This is a genomic window from Thermobacillus sp. ZCTH02-B1 (assembly GCF_002159085.1).
GTDB lineage: Bacteria > Bacillota > Bacilli > Paenibacillales > Paenibacillaceae > Thermobacillus.
The window spans coordinates 123,182-140,617 of sequence record NZ_LZRU01000019.1 but is presented as its reverse complement, the minus strand read 5'-3'; the positions used below and the strand labels follow the sequence as shown (position 1 = coordinate 140,617).

General features: G+C 66.0%; 12 protein-coding genes. 1 reads left to right on the top strand and 11 read right to left on the bottom strand.

Annotated features, from left to right (window positions below):
- Window positions 1-40: 40 nt before the first annotated feature.
- From A9Z00_RS08960 to ilvB, 10 genes are all read right to left on the bottom strand, one after another.
- Window positions 41-2,842: a glycoside hydrolase family 3 protein gene (locus A9Z00_RS08960; RefSeq protein ID WP_296976078.1), complete on the bottom strand. Its 2,802-nt coding sequence runs from the start codon at window positions 2,840-2,842 to the stop codon at window positions 41-43.
- Between the two features lie 562 nt (window positions 2,843-3,404).
- The gene (locus A9Z00_RS08955) at window positions 3,405-4,952 is read right to left on the bottom strand and encodes a leucyl aminopeptidase (RefSeq protein ID WP_296976075.1); all 1,548 of its coding nucleotides are present in this window, start codon (window positions 4,950-4,952) and stop codon (window positions 3,405-3,407) included.
- Between the two features lie 96 nt (window positions 4,953-5,048).
- Entirely contained in the window at window positions 5,049-6,422 is a 1,374-nt protein-coding gene (locus A9Z00_RS08950) for an ATP-binding protein (RefSeq protein ID WP_296976073.1), read from the bottom strand.
- A 404-nt stretch (window positions 6,423-6,826) separates the two neighbouring features.
- The gene (locus tag A9Z00_RS08945; protein ID WP_296976070.1) at window positions 6,827-8,803 is read right to left on the bottom strand and encodes an anti-sigma-I factor RsgI family protein; all 1,977 of its coding nucleotides are present in this window, start codon (window positions 8,801-8,803) and stop codon (window positions 6,827-6,829) included.
- The gene (sigI, locus tag A9Z00_RS08940) at window positions 8,800-9,621 is read right to left on the bottom strand and encodes an RNA polymerase sigma factor SigI (RefSeq protein ID WP_296976068.1); all 822 of its coding nucleotides are present in this window, start codon (window positions 9,619-9,621) and stop codon (window positions 8,800-8,802) included. The genes A9Z00_RS08945 and sigI overlap by 4 nt, the downstream gene beginning before the upstream one ends.
- Before the next feature lie 217 nt (window positions 9,622-9,838).
- The gene (locus A9Z00_RS08935) at window positions 9,839-10,264 is read right to left on the bottom strand and encodes a hypothetical protein (RefSeq protein ID WP_296976066.1); all 426 of its coding nucleotides are present in this window, start codon (window positions 10,262-10,264) and stop codon (window positions 9,839-9,841) included.
- A gap of 383 nt (window positions 10,265-10,647) precedes the next feature.
- A complete protein-coding gene (locus A9Z00_RS08930; RefSeq protein ID WP_296976063.1) occupies window positions 10,648-12,192 on the bottom strand; it encodes a 2-isopropylmalate synthase in 1,545 nt (514 codons plus the stop codon).
- A gap of 162 nt (window positions 12,193-12,354) precedes the next feature.
- Complete coding sequence (gene ilvC / locus A9Z00_RS08925; RefSeq protein WP_296976060.1) at window positions 12,355-13,347, bottom strand: ketol-acid reductoisomerase; 993 nt, start codon at window positions 13,345-13,347, stop codon at window positions 12,355-12,357.
- Between the two features lie 154 nt (window positions 13,348-13,501).
- The gene (gene ilvN, locus A9Z00_RS08920) at window positions 13,502-13,984 is read right to left on the bottom strand and encodes an acetolactate synthase small subunit (RefSeq protein WP_296976057.1); all 483 of its coding nucleotides are present in this window, start codon (window positions 13,982-13,984) and stop codon (window positions 13,502-13,504) included.
- 1 nt (window position 13,985) lies between these two features.
- The gene (ilvB, locus tag A9Z00_RS08915) at window positions 13,986-15,728 is read right to left on the bottom strand and encodes a biosynthetic-type acetolactate synthase large subunit (protein ID WP_296976055.1); all 1,743 of its coding nucleotides are present in this window, start codon (window positions 15,726-15,728) and stop codon (window positions 13,986-13,988) included.
- Between the two features lie 759 nt (window positions 15,729-16,487).
- Here ilvB and A9Z00_RS08910 point away from each other — a divergent pair.
- Window positions 16,488-16,982, top strand: coding sequence for a GNAT family N-acetyltransferase (locus A9Z00_RS08910; RefSeq protein WP_296976052.1), 495 nt, complete (start codon window positions 16,488-16,490; stop codon window positions 16,980-16,982).
- Window positions 16,983-17,031: 49 nt separating this feature from the next.
- Here A9Z00_RS08910 and rplT read toward each other — a convergent pair whose 3' ends face one another.
- On the bottom strand, window positions 17,032-17,391 hold the full coding sequence (gene rplT, locus A9Z00_RS08905) for a 50S ribosomal protein L20 (protein WP_296976050.1): 360 nt from the start codon (window positions 17,389-17,391) through the stop codon (window positions 17,032-17,034).
- Window positions 17,392-17,436 lie beyond the last annotated feature (45 nt).

Sequence of the window (17,436 nt, the reverse complement as noted above, 5' to 3'; positions counted from 1 at the left end):
GCCGGAACGGCTTCCGGACGGCCCCTTCCGTCTGCTGCATTCACATCTCGATCGGCTTGAACGCGATCCAGTCGACCTGGAGGCCCGCCTTGACCGGCTCGATCCGCACTTCATACACCCCGGCCTCCAGCCGGACCTTGACGAGCTTCCGCGTCATCCATCTGCCCAGGGTGCCGTTCGATTGCACCGTCGCCGTGAGATCGCCGTTGAGATACAGGTTGCAGGCGCTTTGGGCGACGAAATGCTCGGGCGACATGACGTGCGCCAGAATCCGATACACGCCGGTCCGCGAGATCGAGAACCAGGCCGGCCCTTCCGCGGGCAGTTTGACCTGTCCCGTATCGTCGGCGGACTGCACCGACGCCGGCGAAGGCGCCCGCGACGGGTCGGCGGGCCGGGCCTCGAACGTCTGCTCGGGGCGCTGCCCGCGCCGGAACACCGGCGCCCGCATCAGGAAGCGCAGAATGTTCATCGCGCTGCGCTGGAGCTCGCCGCGCGTCAGCTTGCCGGACGCCAGCGCCTCCAGCGTGTTGTCACCCATCGCGTTCGTCTCCGCGCCGTAGTTCGGCACGACCATGTACAGATCGTTCTGCGCGCGGATCATCGCCGCCGTGTTCTCCCGGCTCGATTCGCCGCCTTCCACGGGATCGTTCATGCTCGCCCACCAGTCGGTCATGACGATGCCCTCAAAGCCCCATTCGCCGCGCAGAATCGTCGTGTTCAGATCGTAGTTCGACGCCGACCAGACGCCGTTGACCGGGTTGTAGGCCGTCATGACGGCGTTCGCGCCGCCCAGCTTGACCGCGATCTCGAAGCCGCGCAGATACAGCTCGCGCAGCGCCCGCTCCGAGACGACCGCGTCGACCTGCGTCCGGTGCTTCTCCTGGTTGTTGCAGGCGAAATGCTTCAGCGTCGCGTTCGAACCGCCCCTCCTGATGCCCCGGACGCAGGCCGCGCCGATCATCCCCGTCACGAGCGGGTCCTCCGAGAAATACTCGAAATTCCGGCCGTTCAGCGGATTGCGCCGCAGATTCATGCCGGGACCGAGCAGCACGTCGATCTCATTGCTGAGCAGTTCCCGGCCCTCGAGCACGTACAGCTCCTCGACAAGGTCGACGTCCCAGGTCGCGGCCAGGAGCGTCCCGCTCGGCATCAGCGTCGCCTGGTGCCCGCTGTCCATCCGGATGCCCGAGGGACCGTCGGCCGTGCAGCCGATCGGCACGCCGAATTTCGAGAACAGCCGGTCGCTCATGCCGCCGAAGGCGGACGCCGTGCCCGGCGTGACGAGCGGATTCGACATCCCTTCTCCGCGGACAAGGACGGCCATATCCTCGTCGGTAAGCTGCGCGACAAATGCCTCCAGGGTCGCCCTGCCCGCCTCGACATCCCGCAGCGTGATGCCCCGGTCGCCGGTGTACGGAATCGGCTCGGGCAGCCGCTCGCGAATCCGGTCGGCGATCGATGCGCGCCGCAGCGGCACATCTTCATACACGAGCTCGTACGTGCCGTCCGCCCTGCGCCGGCCCGGCTTCATCCGCCGGAACGGAACGGTCGGCGCCAGCGCCTCCTCGAGCTGCTCCACAACGACGAGATCGGGCACGACATAGCCCTCCCCGCTCTCGAAGCGGACGGGCTTCAAATCCCGAACGTTCGGCCCGACATGGAGCATGTATGTACCCGCTTCCAACACATACGCGGAGCGGTGACCCGTCACGCCGCCGTCGTCGTAAGCGGCCATCCGGCGCACCGGGAACGCGAGCTCGAGCCGCTCCGATTCGCCCGGCTTGAGGGTGCGGGTCTTCGCGAACGCGGCGAGCTCCCTCGCCGGCCGCCCGAGCCGGCCCTGCGGCGCCTCGAAATAGAGCTGCACGACCTCCCGCCCCGCGTATTCGGTGCCGGTGTTGGTGACGGTGACGGTCAGGGCGATCCATTTTTCCCCGTCCCGGTCGATCTCCTTCGCCTCTCCGGGCTCGATGCGGAACGTCGTGTAGGACAAGCCGTAGCCGAACGGGAACAGCACCTTCTCCGGGCAGAACGTCTCGAAGTAGCGATATCCGACGTAAATGTCTTCCTCGTAGACATTCCGGAACTCGCCGCCGTAATTGCGCGTCGACGGATAGTCGTCGATCGACCGGGCGATCGTGTCGGTCAGCTTGCCGCCCGGTACCGCGTCGCCGGCCAGCACGTCGGCGATCGCGTCGCCGCCCTCCATGCCCCCGTGCCACGCATAGATGACGCACGGAATCGGATGCCGGAAGCGCGGGTTCTCCAGCCAGCTCATGTCGATGATGTTCGAGACGTTGAGCACGACGATCGTCTGCTCGAAATGCGCCGTCACCCGCTCCAGCATCGCCAGCTCCTCGTCGGTCAAGAGCCAGCTGCCCGGCGCGTTCGCATTGTCCTTGTCCTCACCCGCGGTCCGGCCGATGACGACGACCGCCTTGTTCGACACGGCCCGCGCGGCCCGGACCAGCTCGTCCGTCAGCGGCATTTCCTTCTGGTGCCACGGTTCGGCCGCCCAGCCTCCGCCGCCGTCGTCGAACGGATGCTCTTCGATCCATTTCGCGTAGACGGACGCGAGCGTCTCGTTGACGGCGATGTGCTTCTTGCTCCGGAGGCCGTCCAGCAGATTCGTCGTGTACGGCACGTTGACGCTGCCTCCCGAGCCGGTGCCGCTGCGGTAATAGTTGATCTGGCAGCGGCCGAAGACCGCGACATGATCGCCCGGCCCGAGCGGCAGCACCTTCCCGTCGTTCTTCAGCAGCACCGCTCCGTCCGCCGCGACTTTCCTGCAGAATTCGGCAAATCCCGGAAGCGGAATGCCATACGTCTTCTCGCTCATGGCTGCTCCTCCCCGATCGATATCCTGACGGCATCATGCAGCAGACACCGGCGGTCGTCGCGAAAACGCGCGTTCTTCCGACCCGACCGGTCGGGATGCCGCCGGCAGATCGAACCGTGCCGCAAATGCCGGGTCATCCATGTGGCGCGATCCGCCCTTCATGCAGCATCTGCGATCCCGCGCCGGATGGGCGCCCGATACGTGGACCGGCCGCTGGTCATACTTCAATAATATAACGTTTTCCTGAGGTTGGAAACCCGAAACGGACGGAACCTCCCGTGATCCGCCGGGCGCATCGCGGCAGGCCACCGCGTGGATCCCGGCGGCCGACGATGTGGCGCGGCGCCCGCGTGACGGCCGGCTTCGCGGGGGTGCAAGAGTCATCGCCGGGATGCGGGTCTTTGCAACGCGGTGTCCACGCCGCAACCACGGCCGTTCCGTGCTGTCGGCGAATGGGGCAGCCGCAAAAAAACGGCGGGCATCCGCTCGATGCCCGCCCGAAACCGGATGCCCGCCGAAGACGATTCGGGGATGATGCGGGGGCCATCCATCCACCTGACCGTCACGCCTTCGTCCGCCGCTCGGCGAGACGCAGCGCGTATTCGGCCAGCGTCCGCGTCATGACGCCGGTCGCGCCCTTCGGCTCCCAGCCCCGTTCCTTGAACAGCCAGGCGGTGCCGCCGATGTCCAGATGGATCCACGGCAGCCCCTCGGCGAACTCGCCGATGAACAGCCCGCCCGTGATCGTGCCGGCGTGGCGTCCGCCGCTGTTCTTCAGGTCGGCGGCGTCGCTCTCGAGCAGCTTGCGGTACTCCGGCCAGGATGGCAATTGCCAGATCCGCTCGCCCGTCGCGCGGCTCGCCTCGACCAGTTCGGCGAGGAACGCCTCGTCGTTCGTCACCGCGCCGGTCGCGACGTCCCCGAGCGCGACCATCACGGCGCCGGTCAGCGTCGCGACGTCGATGAGCCGCGTCGCGCCGCGCCGGATCGCGGTCGTCAGCCCGTCGGCCAGCACGAGCCGGCCTTCGGCATCGGTGTTGACGACCTCGACCATCCGCCCGCTCATCGTCTTCAGCACGTCGCCGGGCTTCAGCGCCTGTCCGGACGGCATGTTCTCGGCGGCCGGAATGACGGCGACGACGTTGATCTTCGGCTTCGCCTCGCCGATCACCCGCATCGCGCCGAGCACCGCCGCCGCGCCGGCCATGTCGGAGATCATCTCATCCATGCCATCGGCGCGCTTGAGCGAGATGCCGCCGGTGTCGAACGTGATGCCCTTGCCGATGAGGCCGAGCTTCTCCTTGGAATCCGGATCGCCCTCGTAGTGCAGGACGATCATGCGCGGCGGATTGGCGCTGCCCTGACCGACGCCGAGCAGACCGCCCATCTCCATCTCCGTCGCGGTCCATTCGTCGATGACCTCGATGTCGAGCTCGAATTCCCGGGCCAGCGCTTCGGCTTCGAGCGCCAGCATCTCGGGCGTCAGCAAGTTCCCGGGCAGATTCGTCAGCCTCCGGGCGTAGGCGACCGCCTCGCCGAACATCCGCCCGCGGTCCATCCCGGACCGGAATGCCTCTTCCGCCTTCGCGTCCGGCTGCCCGTCCGGCGCGAACGTCACGCGCAGCTTCGTTTCGGCGGGTTTCTCCCGGCGCTGCGGCTCGCGGGTCGCGGCGCCGAGCAGGAAGCCCTCCGCCAACGCCTGCGCCTTGCGCCGCACCGCGTCCGACGCGTCCGCGCCGTCCCCGCCGCCGGCGAAGATCTCCGAACCGACCAATGCGCACGCCTGTTCCGCCTTGATCTGCTTCAGCGCCTTCGCCGCGGCCGCCCCCGCCTGACGCAGCGAATCGGGCGATCCGTCGCCGATACCCGCAAGCACGACAAAGCCCGCCTGCATCGTGCCGAGCGTCGGAATCGTCTGGACGCCGCCCGCCTCGCCCTTGAACAGGCCGGCCTCGCCGAGCCGCCGGATCGCATCCGGCAAGGCGCCGGGCAGCGCGGACGCCCCCGAACCGCCCGTTCCGGCGGCGTCCGGTCCCGCGAATACGACCGCCGCCGCGGCATTCTCGAGCGCTTCAAGCAGATCTCCCGTATAATGAAGTTCCGTAACCAATGTCCATCCTCCATGACGTGTTGCTCCGCCCGGTTCCCGTTCGGCCGCCGACGGCCGCAAACAAAAGAATCGGGCGTCACACCCGATTCTACCGCCTCAGTCCGCCGATGGCAAATAGATCTTGAATTCCGTCCCCTCGCCCGGCTGGCTGCTCACGCGGATCATTCCGCCGTGGTTGCGGATGATGCGATAGCTGACCGAAAGGCCGAGCCCGGTGCCCTGCTCCTTCGTCGTGAAGAACGGATCGAAGAGCCGGCTCATCGTCGCCTGATCCATGCCCTTGCCGTTGTCCCGGACGGCAATCACGACGAATGATCCTTCCTTGCGCGCGACGATGTCGATGCGCCCGTTCCTCTCTCCCCCGAGTTCGGTGATCGCGTCAAGCGCGTTCTTCACGATGTTCAGCATCACCTGCTTGATCTGCTTGACATCGATCGACACCTTCGCCTGCGGGTCGTACGCCTCGAGGTTGATCTGGCATCCGCGCATGATCGCCTCGCTCTCCGACAGCAGCATCACTTCCTTCAGCAGCGTCTCGACCGTGACGATCTGCGCCATCGGCGCGGTCGGCTTGCTCGAGTTGAGAAATTCGTAAATGATATCGTTCGCGCGGTCGATCTCGTCGAGGATGATGCGCGCATACTCTTCCTTGCCGAGCTTCATGAGGTGCGGCCGCAGGAGCTGAATGAATCCGCGGATCGACGTGAGGGGATTGCGGATTTCATGCGCGATGGACGCGGCGATTTTGCCGAGCATGGCGAGTTTGTCGTTCTGGTAGGCCGTCTGCTCGATCTGCTTGAACTCGGACACGTCCTTCACGCTGACGAGATAATGGCCGTCGAGCCGGTCGCCGTACGTGACGGTGACGAGCAGATGACGCCCCTGCGCGTCCTGCAGTTCGAAGTACCGCGATCGCTTCAGCGCCATTTCCTTGAGAACCCGCAGGATCATCCGGCGGACGGGCTTCTTCAGCCGCGGGTGGAAAAGGAGATGCCGCAGCGTGCAGCCCGCCAGCGCGTTGCGCGGCACGTCCAGCAGCCTGGCCATCTGCAGATTGACGAAAGACAGCGTGCCTTCGCCGTCAAACAGGGCGATGCCGCTGTCCATGTGCTGCAGCACGCTTTCGTACTTGTTCTTGATATCGACGAAAGACCGCTGCGAGCGGTTGAGCTTCTCCTTCATTTCCGCGTACCAGTTCAACGTCGGTCCGGAGTCCGGCATGCGATCCCGGAACGCCGCCATGATCTCGATCAGGAACGTAAACGACCGGTCGTAGAGGTCCAGCGCTTCCTCCGGCTCCGCGTTGGCCGCCAGCATCTGCACGGCCTCGTGATGCATCGCGACGATCTCTTCCGGCCGCATGCCCGCCAGCGTGCGGCCGAGTTCGACCGCGCACTGGAGCGAAACCGGAGATTCGGCCCGCAAATAAGCCGCAAGCGCGGGAAAATAACGCCTGCTCGTCATTAGCATTCGATCGCCTCCTCCGCGCTCAGGACGGAACGTCCGGACCGGGGGCGCTGCCTGACGCATCCTTCCGTGCAAATGCCATCGCCTCCGCCGTTGACTCGCGGATGTGCAAAGATTCCATGGTTGGAAAACCCCGGTATCCTAATCATAGAGACGGGCGTGACAACGTGTCAACCGAAGACTTTGTCGATTCCGCCGATGGTCCGGACCGCTCAGATCGGCAGGAAATTCGTACCGGCGGAACCGACGGGGAAGCCGCCGGCCGCGGCGATCCGCCTGGGTCCCCGCGGCCGGTCGTCCGGCCCTGCAGGCCCGATGCCGCATGGTTCACCCGGCTTCCGGTTGTCCCCGCTTCCGATGCTTCCGCAGCTCCCCCTGCTCCCGGTACGTCCCCGGCTCGTCGCCCGCTACCGCTTCCGTTCCTGCCATCGTGCGGGCGCTTCCTGTCCCCGGACCTGCCGGTCGCGCTTCTCCGTTTCCTGCAGCCGGTCCTGCCGCGGATCCTGCCGCTGGCCTTGCGGTTGCTTCCGGATCCGCTCCTGCCGGTCGAGGGGCGGGCGGATCGACGCATGGGCGATCTCCGTCTCCCGGCCCGCGCTCCTCCGCTGCGACGCCTGCTCCCGTCGTCCCGCATCGTTCCGGGACAAGTCCGGTACCCGCCGCATCCAATCCTGCGGCGATCCCGGAACTTGCCACATGCGGTCCTGCCCACCATTCTTCCGGGGCTCTTCTTCCCGCCGGTCACGGCGGTCATGCACCTCGCGCCGCTGAACCGGCCCGGGCTCCGTCAGGCTCCGCCGCGGCTCCCGGTCATCCCGGCCGCCGGCTCCCGCCGGGGCCTTCCCGTCGGCGGCCGAAACCTTGCCCGCGGGCACCGGCGTCAGCCTGCCGCCGGGGGCCTTCCAAAACCGGGGTCCGTCGTCTGCCGACGTCTTCTTCCCTTTATCCGGAGATGGTTTCTTTCCGTCTTCCGTTGCGGACTTCTTGCCGGCGGTCCATGACGCGTTTTTCGAGCCGTTCGCCCCGGCCTTCCTGCCCGTGGCCGCGGACGCGTTCTTCCCGTCGACCGCCGGCGCTTTCCTCCCGTTATCCGACGGTGCTCGCTTTCCGTCATCCGCCGCGGGCTTCCTGCCGGCGGCCCCCGTCCTGTCCTTGCCGCCGTCCGCCGCGGTCTTCTTGGCAACCGCCGTCTTGTCCTTTCCTCCGTCCGCCGCGGCTTTCTTGCCGCCCGACGGTTCCTTGCCGCCCGCCGCCTTCTTGCCGCCGGACGCGTCTGCGGCCTTGTCCCGCGCCTTCGCGGCCGCTTCCTTCGCCAGCAATTCGGCAAGCTCGCGCTTCCGATCTTCACCCGAATTCCCGTCGCCGAGCAAGCCGGCCAGACCGCCGTACGGTTCGACCGCCTGACGGATCGAACCCTGCTTCAGATCGTCCAGCTTGATCGGCAGTCCCCGCTTCTCCGCCAGCAGATAGACCGCCATCTTGCCCGGCGAAACGCCGTTCGCCTTCGCCGTCTCCCGCAGCTCGCCGGGCGCACGGACGATCGTCACCGCGATGTCCCGCCCGGATGACGAAGCCGGCTCGCGTTTCGGAGCCGCGCCGCCGGCGGCCGGCCCCGGTTTTGCCGTTCCGGCGTTCGATCCGGATTGCGCCCTGGTCCCGTCCGGTCCCGCTCCGGGATGCGCCGCTGTGCCTCCCGATCCGGAACCCGCTCCGGGAATCGCCTTCGCCCCGTCCGCTCCCCGGTCCTTTCCGGCATCCTCCAGGCCTTCCTTTCCGGAATCGGGTCCCGCCCCGCCGGAAGATGCGGCCGCGCCCTCCCCGTCCTCCGGCTCTCCGCCGGGGTGCAGCGCCGCCGCATGAACGGCCCGGTCGATCTCCCGCACCAGTTCCTCCTCGAACCGTTCGCCGACGCCGTCCGCCGCCATGCTCGTGACGAACACTTCGCCGCCGTCCCGCAAATACTCGGCCGCCTCCGCATTGCGGATGATCTCCGCCGCCACCTCGCCGACCGGCCGCTTCCGGTAGGCGACGCCCTCGATCACCCTCGCGCCCTCCGGATTGAGCGCATGGAGTTCGACGACGTCGAGTTTCCGGTCCACGCCGATCTCGACGCTCGGATTGATGTCGATCGCCACATAGGCCGCGATCTGCGGGCCGCCGAAGACCGGAAGCCTTGCCAGGCCGACCGCGATCAGCAGCAGGAAGGCGGCCGCGGAGGCGGAAAACAGGAGCCGTCTGCGCGCAGCCGTCCGGCGGACGGAAGGCGCAAACGCGATTTCCTCCCCGACCACCCCGTCAAGGCCGGGCAGCTCCAGGAACTCGCCGTCCGGCGTCAGCACGACGGGGCCGCGGCGGCCTTCGGCCATGACAATTCCCTTTCTCACGATCCCACCTCCCTCGACGCCGCCGCTTCCCTCAGCGCCGGCAGCAAATAGGACTTGAGCAGCGGATAGTCTCCCGACAGGATCAGGGCCGTCGCCATGATGTATTTCCGGTTCCGCTCGAGCGTCTTGCGCGACACCCGGCAGCACTCCATCAGTTCCTTGATCGGCAGGCGGCCGTGCCGCTCCATGGCCTCCATGAGCTCCGGCCGGCTCGCCAGCGCGGCGCCGATGCCGAGCAGCAGGGCGCGGGAGTCGGCATGCCGGGGAGACCGGTCCGCAAGATCGGCAAACGTGATGCCGCAGCGCGCAAGGCGCTCGGCCAGCGCTTCGATCTCGAGCCGGCGCGATTCGCGGAGGTTCTCGGAGGCGTACGCATCGAGCGCGCCCGCCGTCTCCACCGCGTTGAGCGGCGATTCGCCGGCCGGATCGTCCTCGAACGCGCTCATCGGCAGCGCCCGGGCATGCCGCTGTTCCCGGCGGATATGGTCGATCAGACGCCGGCGGATGACGGTTTCGGCGAAGCCGAGAAACGATTTTCCCGCGGTGCCGTCATAGCCGTCGATCGCCTCGTTGAACGCCGCAAGGGCGATGCTGTATTCGTCGTCGCGTGACGGATCGATGTATCGCTTGCAAAATCGGCTCGCCGTCCGGGCGATGTAGGGGCCGTAGTCCGCGATGAACGATTCGCGGAGCCTCTCGTCCCCGGCCCGGATGCGGGCCACGATCTTCTCCGGCGGCTCCTGCGCGCCGTCCCGCGCACGGCCGTCTCCGGATCTGCCGAACAGCCGCTTGATCAACAAGAGGATCAATCGCTTCACCTCTGACCGCCTGACGGTCCGGGCCGCATGCCTTCGGATCGCCAGGCCTCGGGAAATGTGAAGCCGACAACATGCGTCGCGGCTTTCGTCTCGTTCAGACAATATTCGCGGGATTGTCCAATTTTCGGGGGGTATGGCGCAAAAACGCATCGTTTCCGCTACGGTTCGGCAAAAAAACAACAGCCTCCTTGCGGGAGGCTGTCATGATGTTCCGTGATCACGTCCGCCGACCGCTCGGCCGCCGCTGCGCCAGCTTGTTGCGCCGGTTGTTCAGGACGACGAGGCGCCGCTTCAACTGTTCTTCCCACTCCTGATCGCCGATCTGCTTTGCAAACGCCAGCAAATCGAGCGCCATGTCGATCTGGTTCAGCACGATCTCCATCGGATCCTCGTCTTCGTGATTCACGCAGTTGGCGAGCAGCTCCTCGCGCTCCTGATCGACATAATCGCGGAAATCGACCTCGGAGGCGCCGTCCCCGTGCGCGTATTCCGCGAGCAGCTCGTATTCCCGTTCGACCAGATGATGCACTTCCACACGATGGCAGACCGGACAGAACAGAATCGGCACGTTGTGGATGAACGTGCGGTAATACTTCATCGTGCCCCGCGTGCCGATCATGCTCGCGCCGCAGCAGAAGCTCATCGCCGTCACCTCCGATTCGGCCGGGCCGGATCCTTGCCCGTAAGGCCGGCATTTTCTTTGACACATTGTATTCGGCGCGGAAAGTCCGAATTCCTGCACCGCCCCGCCCAAAAATCAGGAGGGACGGGCAACTGGCTTCTGCTTCACACCGCCCGGGGAGGGGCTGCAGGATCGTGTCGCAGCACGGATTGAAAACGGTGATGCCTTCACAATCCGGCTTCGACGGAGCGAACAGGCAGACCGTCATCGAGCCGCTCCGCGTTTTGCGCGAATCAAAACAGGGGCCGCCCGCAGGCAGCCCCCGTCCGCTTTCCTTGCTTCATGAAGGCGACGTTCGGGTCGCCGATCCGCCCGGACGCCGCCGATCCGGCCGCGCCCGTCTTTCAAATCAGGCTCATCCGGTCGCGCCGCCGCGGCGACTTGCGCCGTTCGATCAGCCGGTTCAGGGCGTCGATGTACGCGCGGGCGCTCGCCTCGAGAATGTCGGTGCTGAGGCCCCGGCCCTGCGCCGACACGTCGTTCTGCGCGAGCACGACGTGTACTTCGCCGAGCGCGTCCTTGCCCTGCGATACCGACTTGATCGCGTAGTCCTCCAGCTCGACCTCCTCGCCGGTCAGCGCGTCGATCGCGTTGTAGATCGCGTCGACCGAGCCGTTGCCTTCGGCGCGCTGTTCCCGGACGCCTTCGCCCTGCACGTGGATCGCGACATACGCCGTGGGCACCGAATCGCTTTCGAACGAAACCCGAAGCTTCTCGAGCCGGTACACTTCCGGCGTCTCGACGATCTTCTCCTCGATCAGCGCCCGGATGTCCTCGTCGCTCACCCGCTTCTTCCGGTCCGCGAGATCCTTGAACTTCGCGAACGCGCGGTTGAGCGCTTCTTCATCCAGATCGTAGCCGAGATCGATCAGCTTCTCGCGGAACGCGTGGCGGCCGGAGTGCTTGCCGAGGACGAGCTTCGATTCGACGAGGCCGATCGTCTCCGGCGAGATGATCTCGTACGTCGACTTCTCCTTGAGCATGCCGTCCTGGTGAATGCCCGATTCGTGGGCGAACGCGTTCGCGCCGACGATCGCCTTGTTGGCCGGAACGGGCATGCCCGTCAGCTTGCTGACGAGCCGGCTCGTGCGCGCGATCTCCTTCAGGTTCAGCGTCGTCTTCGCCTGGTAGTGGTTGAAGCGCGTCTCCAGCGCCAGCGCGACTTCCTCGATCGCGGTGTTGCCCGCCCGCTCGCCGATGCCGTTGATCGTGCCCTCGATCTGGTCGGCGCCGTTCTCGATGGCGGCGAGGGAGTTGGCCGTCGCCATGCCGAGGTCGTCATGGCAATGGGCGCTGAGCTGGATGTTCTCGATGCCCGGCACCTTCTCCCGCAGCGTCTTGAAGATGTTGCCGAACTCGAGCGGCGTCATGTAGCCGACCGTATCCGGTATGTTGATGACGGTCGCGCCCGCGCGGATCGCCATCGCCACCACTTCGCACAGGAAGTCCAGCTCGGTGCGGCCGGCGTCCTCCGGCGAGAACTCGATTTTGCTGAAATATCTCTTCGCGTACCGGATCGCCGCCTCGGCCGTCTCCAGCACCTGTTCCTTCGTCATCCGCAGCTTGTGCTCGCGGTGGATCGGCGATGTCGCGAGGAACAGGTGAATGCACGCGTCTTCCGCGCCCTGAAGCGCTTCCCGAACCGCATCGATGTCCTGCGTGCGCGAACGGGACAGGCCGACGATCGTCGCGTTTCTGACCGCCCGCGCGACCGCGTTCACGGCGGCCAGGTCGCCGGGCGAGGCGGCCGGGAAGCCGGCTTCGATCCGGTCGACGCCCAGCCTCTCGAGCTGCAGCGCGATCTCGACCTTCTCCTGCGTGTTCAGATTGACGCCCGGCGTCTGCTCGCCGTCCCGGAGCGTCGTGTCGAAAATGTAAATTTTCCGCATAGTGCACCTCCATGGCGCCCGCCTGCATCAGGTTGCCGCCCGTCGTCTGCCGCGGGGCCGAACGCTTCCGGACAGCACGGCGCGCCTTGCCCGCGCGGACGCGCAGGCAAGGCGCCGTTTCGTCCTTTCCTTGATTATCATTTTATTTCATGATCGCGTGCATCATTTCTTGATCCAGTGCATCATTTCGCGAAGCTGCTTGCCGACCTGCTCGATCGGATGCTCGGCCTCGCGGCGCCGCATCGCCGTCAGCACCGGCCGGTTCGACTGGTTCTCGAGGATGAATTCGCGGGCGAATTTGCCGGACTGGATGTCGGCGAGCACGCGCTTCATCTCTTTCTTCGTCTCTTCCGTGATGATGCGCGGACCCGTCACGTAGTCGCCGTATTCGGCCGTGTTCGAGATCGAGTCGCGCATCGCGGCGAGGCCGCCTTCATAGATCAGGTCGACGATGAGCTTCATTTCATGCAGACATTCGAAGTAGGCCATCTCCGGGGCGTAGCCGGCCTCCACGAGCGTCTCGAAGCCGGCCTTGATCAGCGCGCTGACGCCGCCGCAGAGCACGGCCTGTTCGCCGAACAGGTCCGTCTCCGTCTCTTCGCGGAACGTCGTCTCGATGACGCCGGCGCGCGTGCAGCCGATGCCCTTCGCATAGGCGAGGCCGATGGCCAGCGCGTTGCCGGTCGCATCCTGCTCGACCGCGATCAGGCCGGGAACGCCGAAGCCTTCCACGTACGTCCGGCGCACCATGTGGCCCGGCGATTTCGGGGCGACGAGCAGCACGTCGTTGTCAGGCCGGGGCACGATTTGTCCGTAGTGGATGTTGAACCCGTGGGAGAACATGAGCGCGGCGCCTTGCTTCAGGTTCGGCTCGATCTCCTCGCGGTACACCTTCGCCTGCGTCTCGTCCGGCATCAGGATCTGCACGACGTCGGCGATCTTCACCGCTTCGGCGACGGAGAGCACTTCGAATCCGTCGTTCTTCGCCTTCTCGGCCGACTTGCCCGGCCGGAGGCCGATCACGACCCGCACGCCGCTGTCGCGCAGGTTCTGCGCCTGGGCGTGGCCCTGCGAGCCGTAGCCGAGAACCGCGACCGTCTTGTTCTGCAGGACGCTGAGGTCTGCGTCTTGTTCGTAGTACATTTTGACTGCCATTGCGTTTCGAGCGCCTCCTTCGAAATATGCACATCTTCCATCTTACCGCATCTTTCCGCAGGTTGCATCCCCCAAATCGGACGAAGCCGCGGAAAAATCGGCGAACGCGGGACCGGGGCCGATCTCCGCCGCGGTCCGTGCCGGCCCGGGCCGCTCACCGGGTGCCGCGGGTCATCGCCGTTACGCCCGTCCGGCTCAGTTCGCGGATGCCATACGGCTTGAGCAGTTCGATGATCGCGTCGATCTTGTCCGAGTCGCCGACGGCCTGGACGATCATCGTCGAGGCGCCGATGTCGACGACGGAAGCCCGGAACGTCTCGACGACGCCGAGAATTTCCGGCCGATGCGCGGGCTCCGCGTGCACCTTGATGAGGGCGAGCTCCCGCGCGACCATCGGGCTCTCGCTCAGATCGACCACCTTGATCACGTCAATGAGCTTGTAAAGCTGCTTGCCGATCTGCTCGATCGTCTTGTCGTCCCCGGTCGTCACGATGACCATCCGGGACAGGCCGGGCTCTTCGCTCTCGCCGACCGTGATGCTCTCGATATTGAAGCCGCGCCGGCCGAACAGGCCGGCGACGCGCTGCAGCACGCCGGGCTGGTTGTTGACGAGAATCGAGATCGTGTGCCTTTCCATCTCACGCATCCCCCAGAATCATGTCGTCGAGTGTGCTGCCCTGGGTGACCATCGGGTAGACGTTCTCGTACTTGCTGACGACAAACTCGACAACGGCCGGACCGTCATGCCTGAGCGCCTTCTCCCACGCTTCCCGCGCCTCCGCCTTGTTCGTCGCGCGGAATCCGCGCACGCCGTAGGCTTCGGCCAGCTTGACGAAGTCCGGACTGCCGGCGAGGTCGATGTGGCTGTATCGCTCGTCATAGATGATCTCCTGCCACTGCCGCACCATGCCGAGCACCTGGTTGTTGATGATCGCGACCTTGACCGGAATGTTGTTGATCGCGCAGACCGCGAGCTCCTGGGCGCACATCTGCATGCCGCCGTCGCCGTTGATCGAGACGACCGTCCGGTCCGGATGCGCCATCTGGGCGCCGATCGCCGACGGGAAGCCGAAGCCCATCGTGCCGAGGCCGCCCGACGTGATCCAGGAGCGCGGCTTGTTGAACTTGTAGTATTGGGCGACCCACATCTGATGCTGGCCGACGTCCGCCGTCACGATCGCGTCGCCCTTCGTCGTCTCGTAGATCATCTCGATGACCCATTGCGGCTTGAGCTCGGTGTCCGAATCTTCGTAGCGGAGCGGCATTTCCCGCTTCCAGGCCGCAATCTGCGCGCGCCATTCGTCGGCCTGATCGGTCCGCTTCGCCTCGCGGTTCAGGAGCTCGAGCACCTTCTTGACGTCGCCGACGATCGGGATGTCGGTCGGCACGTTCTTGCCGATCTCCGCCGGGTCGATGTCGATGTGGGCGATCTTCGCGTTCGGCGCGAAGCCCTGCACCTTCATCGTCACCCGGTCGTCGAAGCGGGCGCCGATGTTGATCAGGAGGTCCGCCCCCTGAATCGCCTTGTTCGCCGTGTAGGTGCCGTGCATGCCCGGCATGCCCATCCACAGCTCGTGGCCGCTCGGGAAGCCGCCGAGGCCGAGCAGCGTCGTCGTGATCGGAATCTGCGTCGTCTCGATGAACCGGAGCAGCTCCTCATGCGCGCCCGAGGCGATGACGCCGCCGCCGGCGAGCACGACGGGCCGCTTCGCTTCGGCGATCGCCTTCAGCAGCTTCTCGATTTGCAGCTTGTTCGGCACGATCGTCGGATTGTAACCGCGCAGGTTCACTTCGGTGACCGGCTTGAACAGCCCCTTCTCCGCCGAGACGTCCTTCGGGATGTCGATCAGGACCGGACCCCGGCGGCCGGTGCTCGCGATGTGGAACGCCTCGCGGATGATGCGCGGAATATCCTCGGCCTTGCGGACCAGATAGCTGTGCTTCGTGATCGGCATCGTGATGCCGACGATGTCGGCTTCCTGGAACGCGTCCGTGCCGATCGCGCTGCGCGGAACGTTGCCGGTGATGACGACCAGCGGGACCGAATCCATGTACGCCGTCGCGATGCCGGTGACGAGGTTCGTCGCGCCCGGACCGCTCGTCGCGATGACGACGCCGACCTTGCCCGTGGCGCGGGCGTAGCCGTCGGCCGCGTGGATCGCCCCCTGCTCGTGGCGCGTCAGCACGTGGTGGAAATCCGAGAAGCCGTACATGGCGTCGTAGATGTACAGCACGGCGCCCCCCGGATAGCCGAATACGCACTCGACGCCCTCCAGCACCAGGCTGCGAAGCAGCATTTCCGAGCCGGTGATGACCTCCGGCTTGGACCACTTCTCGATCAGCTCGTTCTTCGAGCGCAATGCGGCAGGTTGCGTGCTCATCAGACCCTTCCTCCCTTGCATCTTGCATTCTGATCCAGCAAAAAAGCCTTCCGCCGCGAAATGCGCTGCAGCGCACTCCGGGACGAAAGGCTTGACACTTCCGTGGTACCACCCTGATTTGCCCATGCCTCGCGGCGATGGGCCTCTGCAGGTACAAGTCCGGCTTCGCAATGCCGAACCGACCTTGGGCAGGGTAACGCTTGCCAGACGATCCCCTCTACTGGACGCCGGATCCGTTAAGCAACGTCGTTCAAGGGAACAGCTCCGAGGCGACATCGCGTCAACAGGGATTTCGGCGCCGGTCTCAGCACACTCCGCACGCTCTCTGGACGAAAGAGCCCTGAACGCTTTCTCCTCATCATTGCCGATGACATATGCGGTTCAACGTTTATCGTATATTATAGTCTCACCCCGGGTGCCCGTCAATATGCCCGCGGTCGCTCAACCAAAATGATAGTGAATTCGAAGTCGCACCGGATCGCCCGCATCGAAAAAGGCGCACATTCCGCGGCGGCGCGGTCGTCTTCCGCGACTCGCCGATCCCATCTTCCTCGCCCAACCGCGCTGCATTCCCCTTCTCGCTTTTCTTTGTGACCCTGTCCCCTTCGCTCAGCCGGACCGGCGGCCCCGTCCCTGCCGCGCGCTCCCGCCCCGGAGCGTCCGCCGGGTCCCGCACCGGCCGTCCGGCATACGATGGTATGCCGGCGCGGCGGCGCCGCCCCGGCTGCGAACGCGCACACACCAAGGGAGCGGGAAGCCATGGCCCACGCCTGCAAGATCCGTCCGTACCGTCCGCACCGCGACACCCCGGCCATCCTGCGGCTGATCCGCAGCGAACTCGCGCCGCTGTCGCGCGTGCCGATCGGGCGCGAGGCGCTGACGGACCGCGCGCTCGCCGCGCGCATCCGGCGGGGCCGGACGCTGGTCGCGGCGGGACGGAACGGCAAGGTTCTGGGATTCATCCACTTCATGTTCATGGCGGCGAAACCGCCGTTGGCTCCCGCCTGGCTCCATATCGACCTGCTGGCGGTCGAACCCGAAAGCCGCGGCCGCGGCATCGGATCGGCGCTGCTTGCCGAGGCCGAGGCATACGGCCGCTCCCGCCGCTGCGCCTCGGCCGTGCTCTTCGTGGACGATGGCAACGACCGGGCGCACCGGTTCTATCTTCGGGCCGGGTACCGGACCGTCCGGTATTGGCCGTCGCTCCGCTGCCGGGAGCTCTGGAAACCGCTCGTCCCCGCCCTTTCCGGTTGAATCGCTCGCTTGAAACGCGAACGAGCCGCCCTGTCGGGCGGCCCGGATCTCAGGCGTTGATTTTCTCCTTCGCGATGCCGGCCAACGCGTTGAACGCGTTCATGTCGTTCACCGCGAGGTCCGCGAGCATCTTGCGGTTCACTTCGACGCCGGCCAGCTTCAGCCCGTGCATGAACTTGCTGTAGCTCAGGCCGTTCTGGCGCGCCGCCGCGTTGATCCGCGTGATCCACAGCCGGCGGAAATCGCGCTTCCGCTGACGGCGGTCGCGGTACGCGTACAGCAGCGACTTCATCACCTGTTCCTTCGCGGACTTGAACAGGCGGTGCTTGGCGCCGTAATAACCCTTCGCGAGCTTCAGGATCCGCTTGCGGCGACGCGTGCGGACGAAGCCGCCCTTCACTCTTGCCATATCGTGAACCTCCCATTGTTCCCGTTATGCTGTCACATGATGCGG

Coding starts and splice junctions, on each gene's coding strand:
- A9Z00_RS08950 (WP_296976073.1), bottom strand. CDS start 6,422: ATGCTAATGACGAGCAGGCGTTATTTTCCCGCGCTTGCGGCTTATTTG.
- A9Z00_RS08935 (WP_296976066.1), bottom strand. CDS start 10,264: ATGAGCTTCTGCTGCGGCGCGAGCATGATCGGCACGCGGGGCACGATG.
- A9Z00_RS08910 (WP_296976052.1), top strand. CDS start 16,488: ATGGCCCACGCCTGCAAGATCCGTCCGTACCGTCCGCACCGCGACACC.
- A9Z00_RS08930 (WP_296976063.1), bottom strand. CDS start 12,192: ATGCGGAAAATTTACATTTTCGACACGACGCTCCGGGACGGCGAGCAG.
- A9Z00_RS08960 (WP_296976078.1), bottom strand. CDS start 2,842: ATGAGCGAGAAGACGTATGGCATTCCGCTTCCGGGATTTGCCGAATTC.
- ilvC (WP_296976060.1), bottom strand. CDS start 13,347: ATGGCAGTCAAAATGTACTACGAACAAGACGCAGACCTCAGCGTCCTG.
- ilvN (WP_296976057.1), bottom strand. CDS start 13,984: ATGGAAAGGCACACGATCTCGATTCTCGTCAACAACCAGCCCGGCGTG.
- ilvB (WP_296976055.1), bottom strand. CDS start 15,728: ATGAGCACGCAACCTGCCGCATTGCGCTCGAAGAACGAGCTGATCGAG.
- rplT (WP_296976050.1), bottom strand. CDS start 17,391: ATGGCAAGAGTGAAGGGCGGCTTCGTCCGCACGCGTCGCCGCAAGCGG.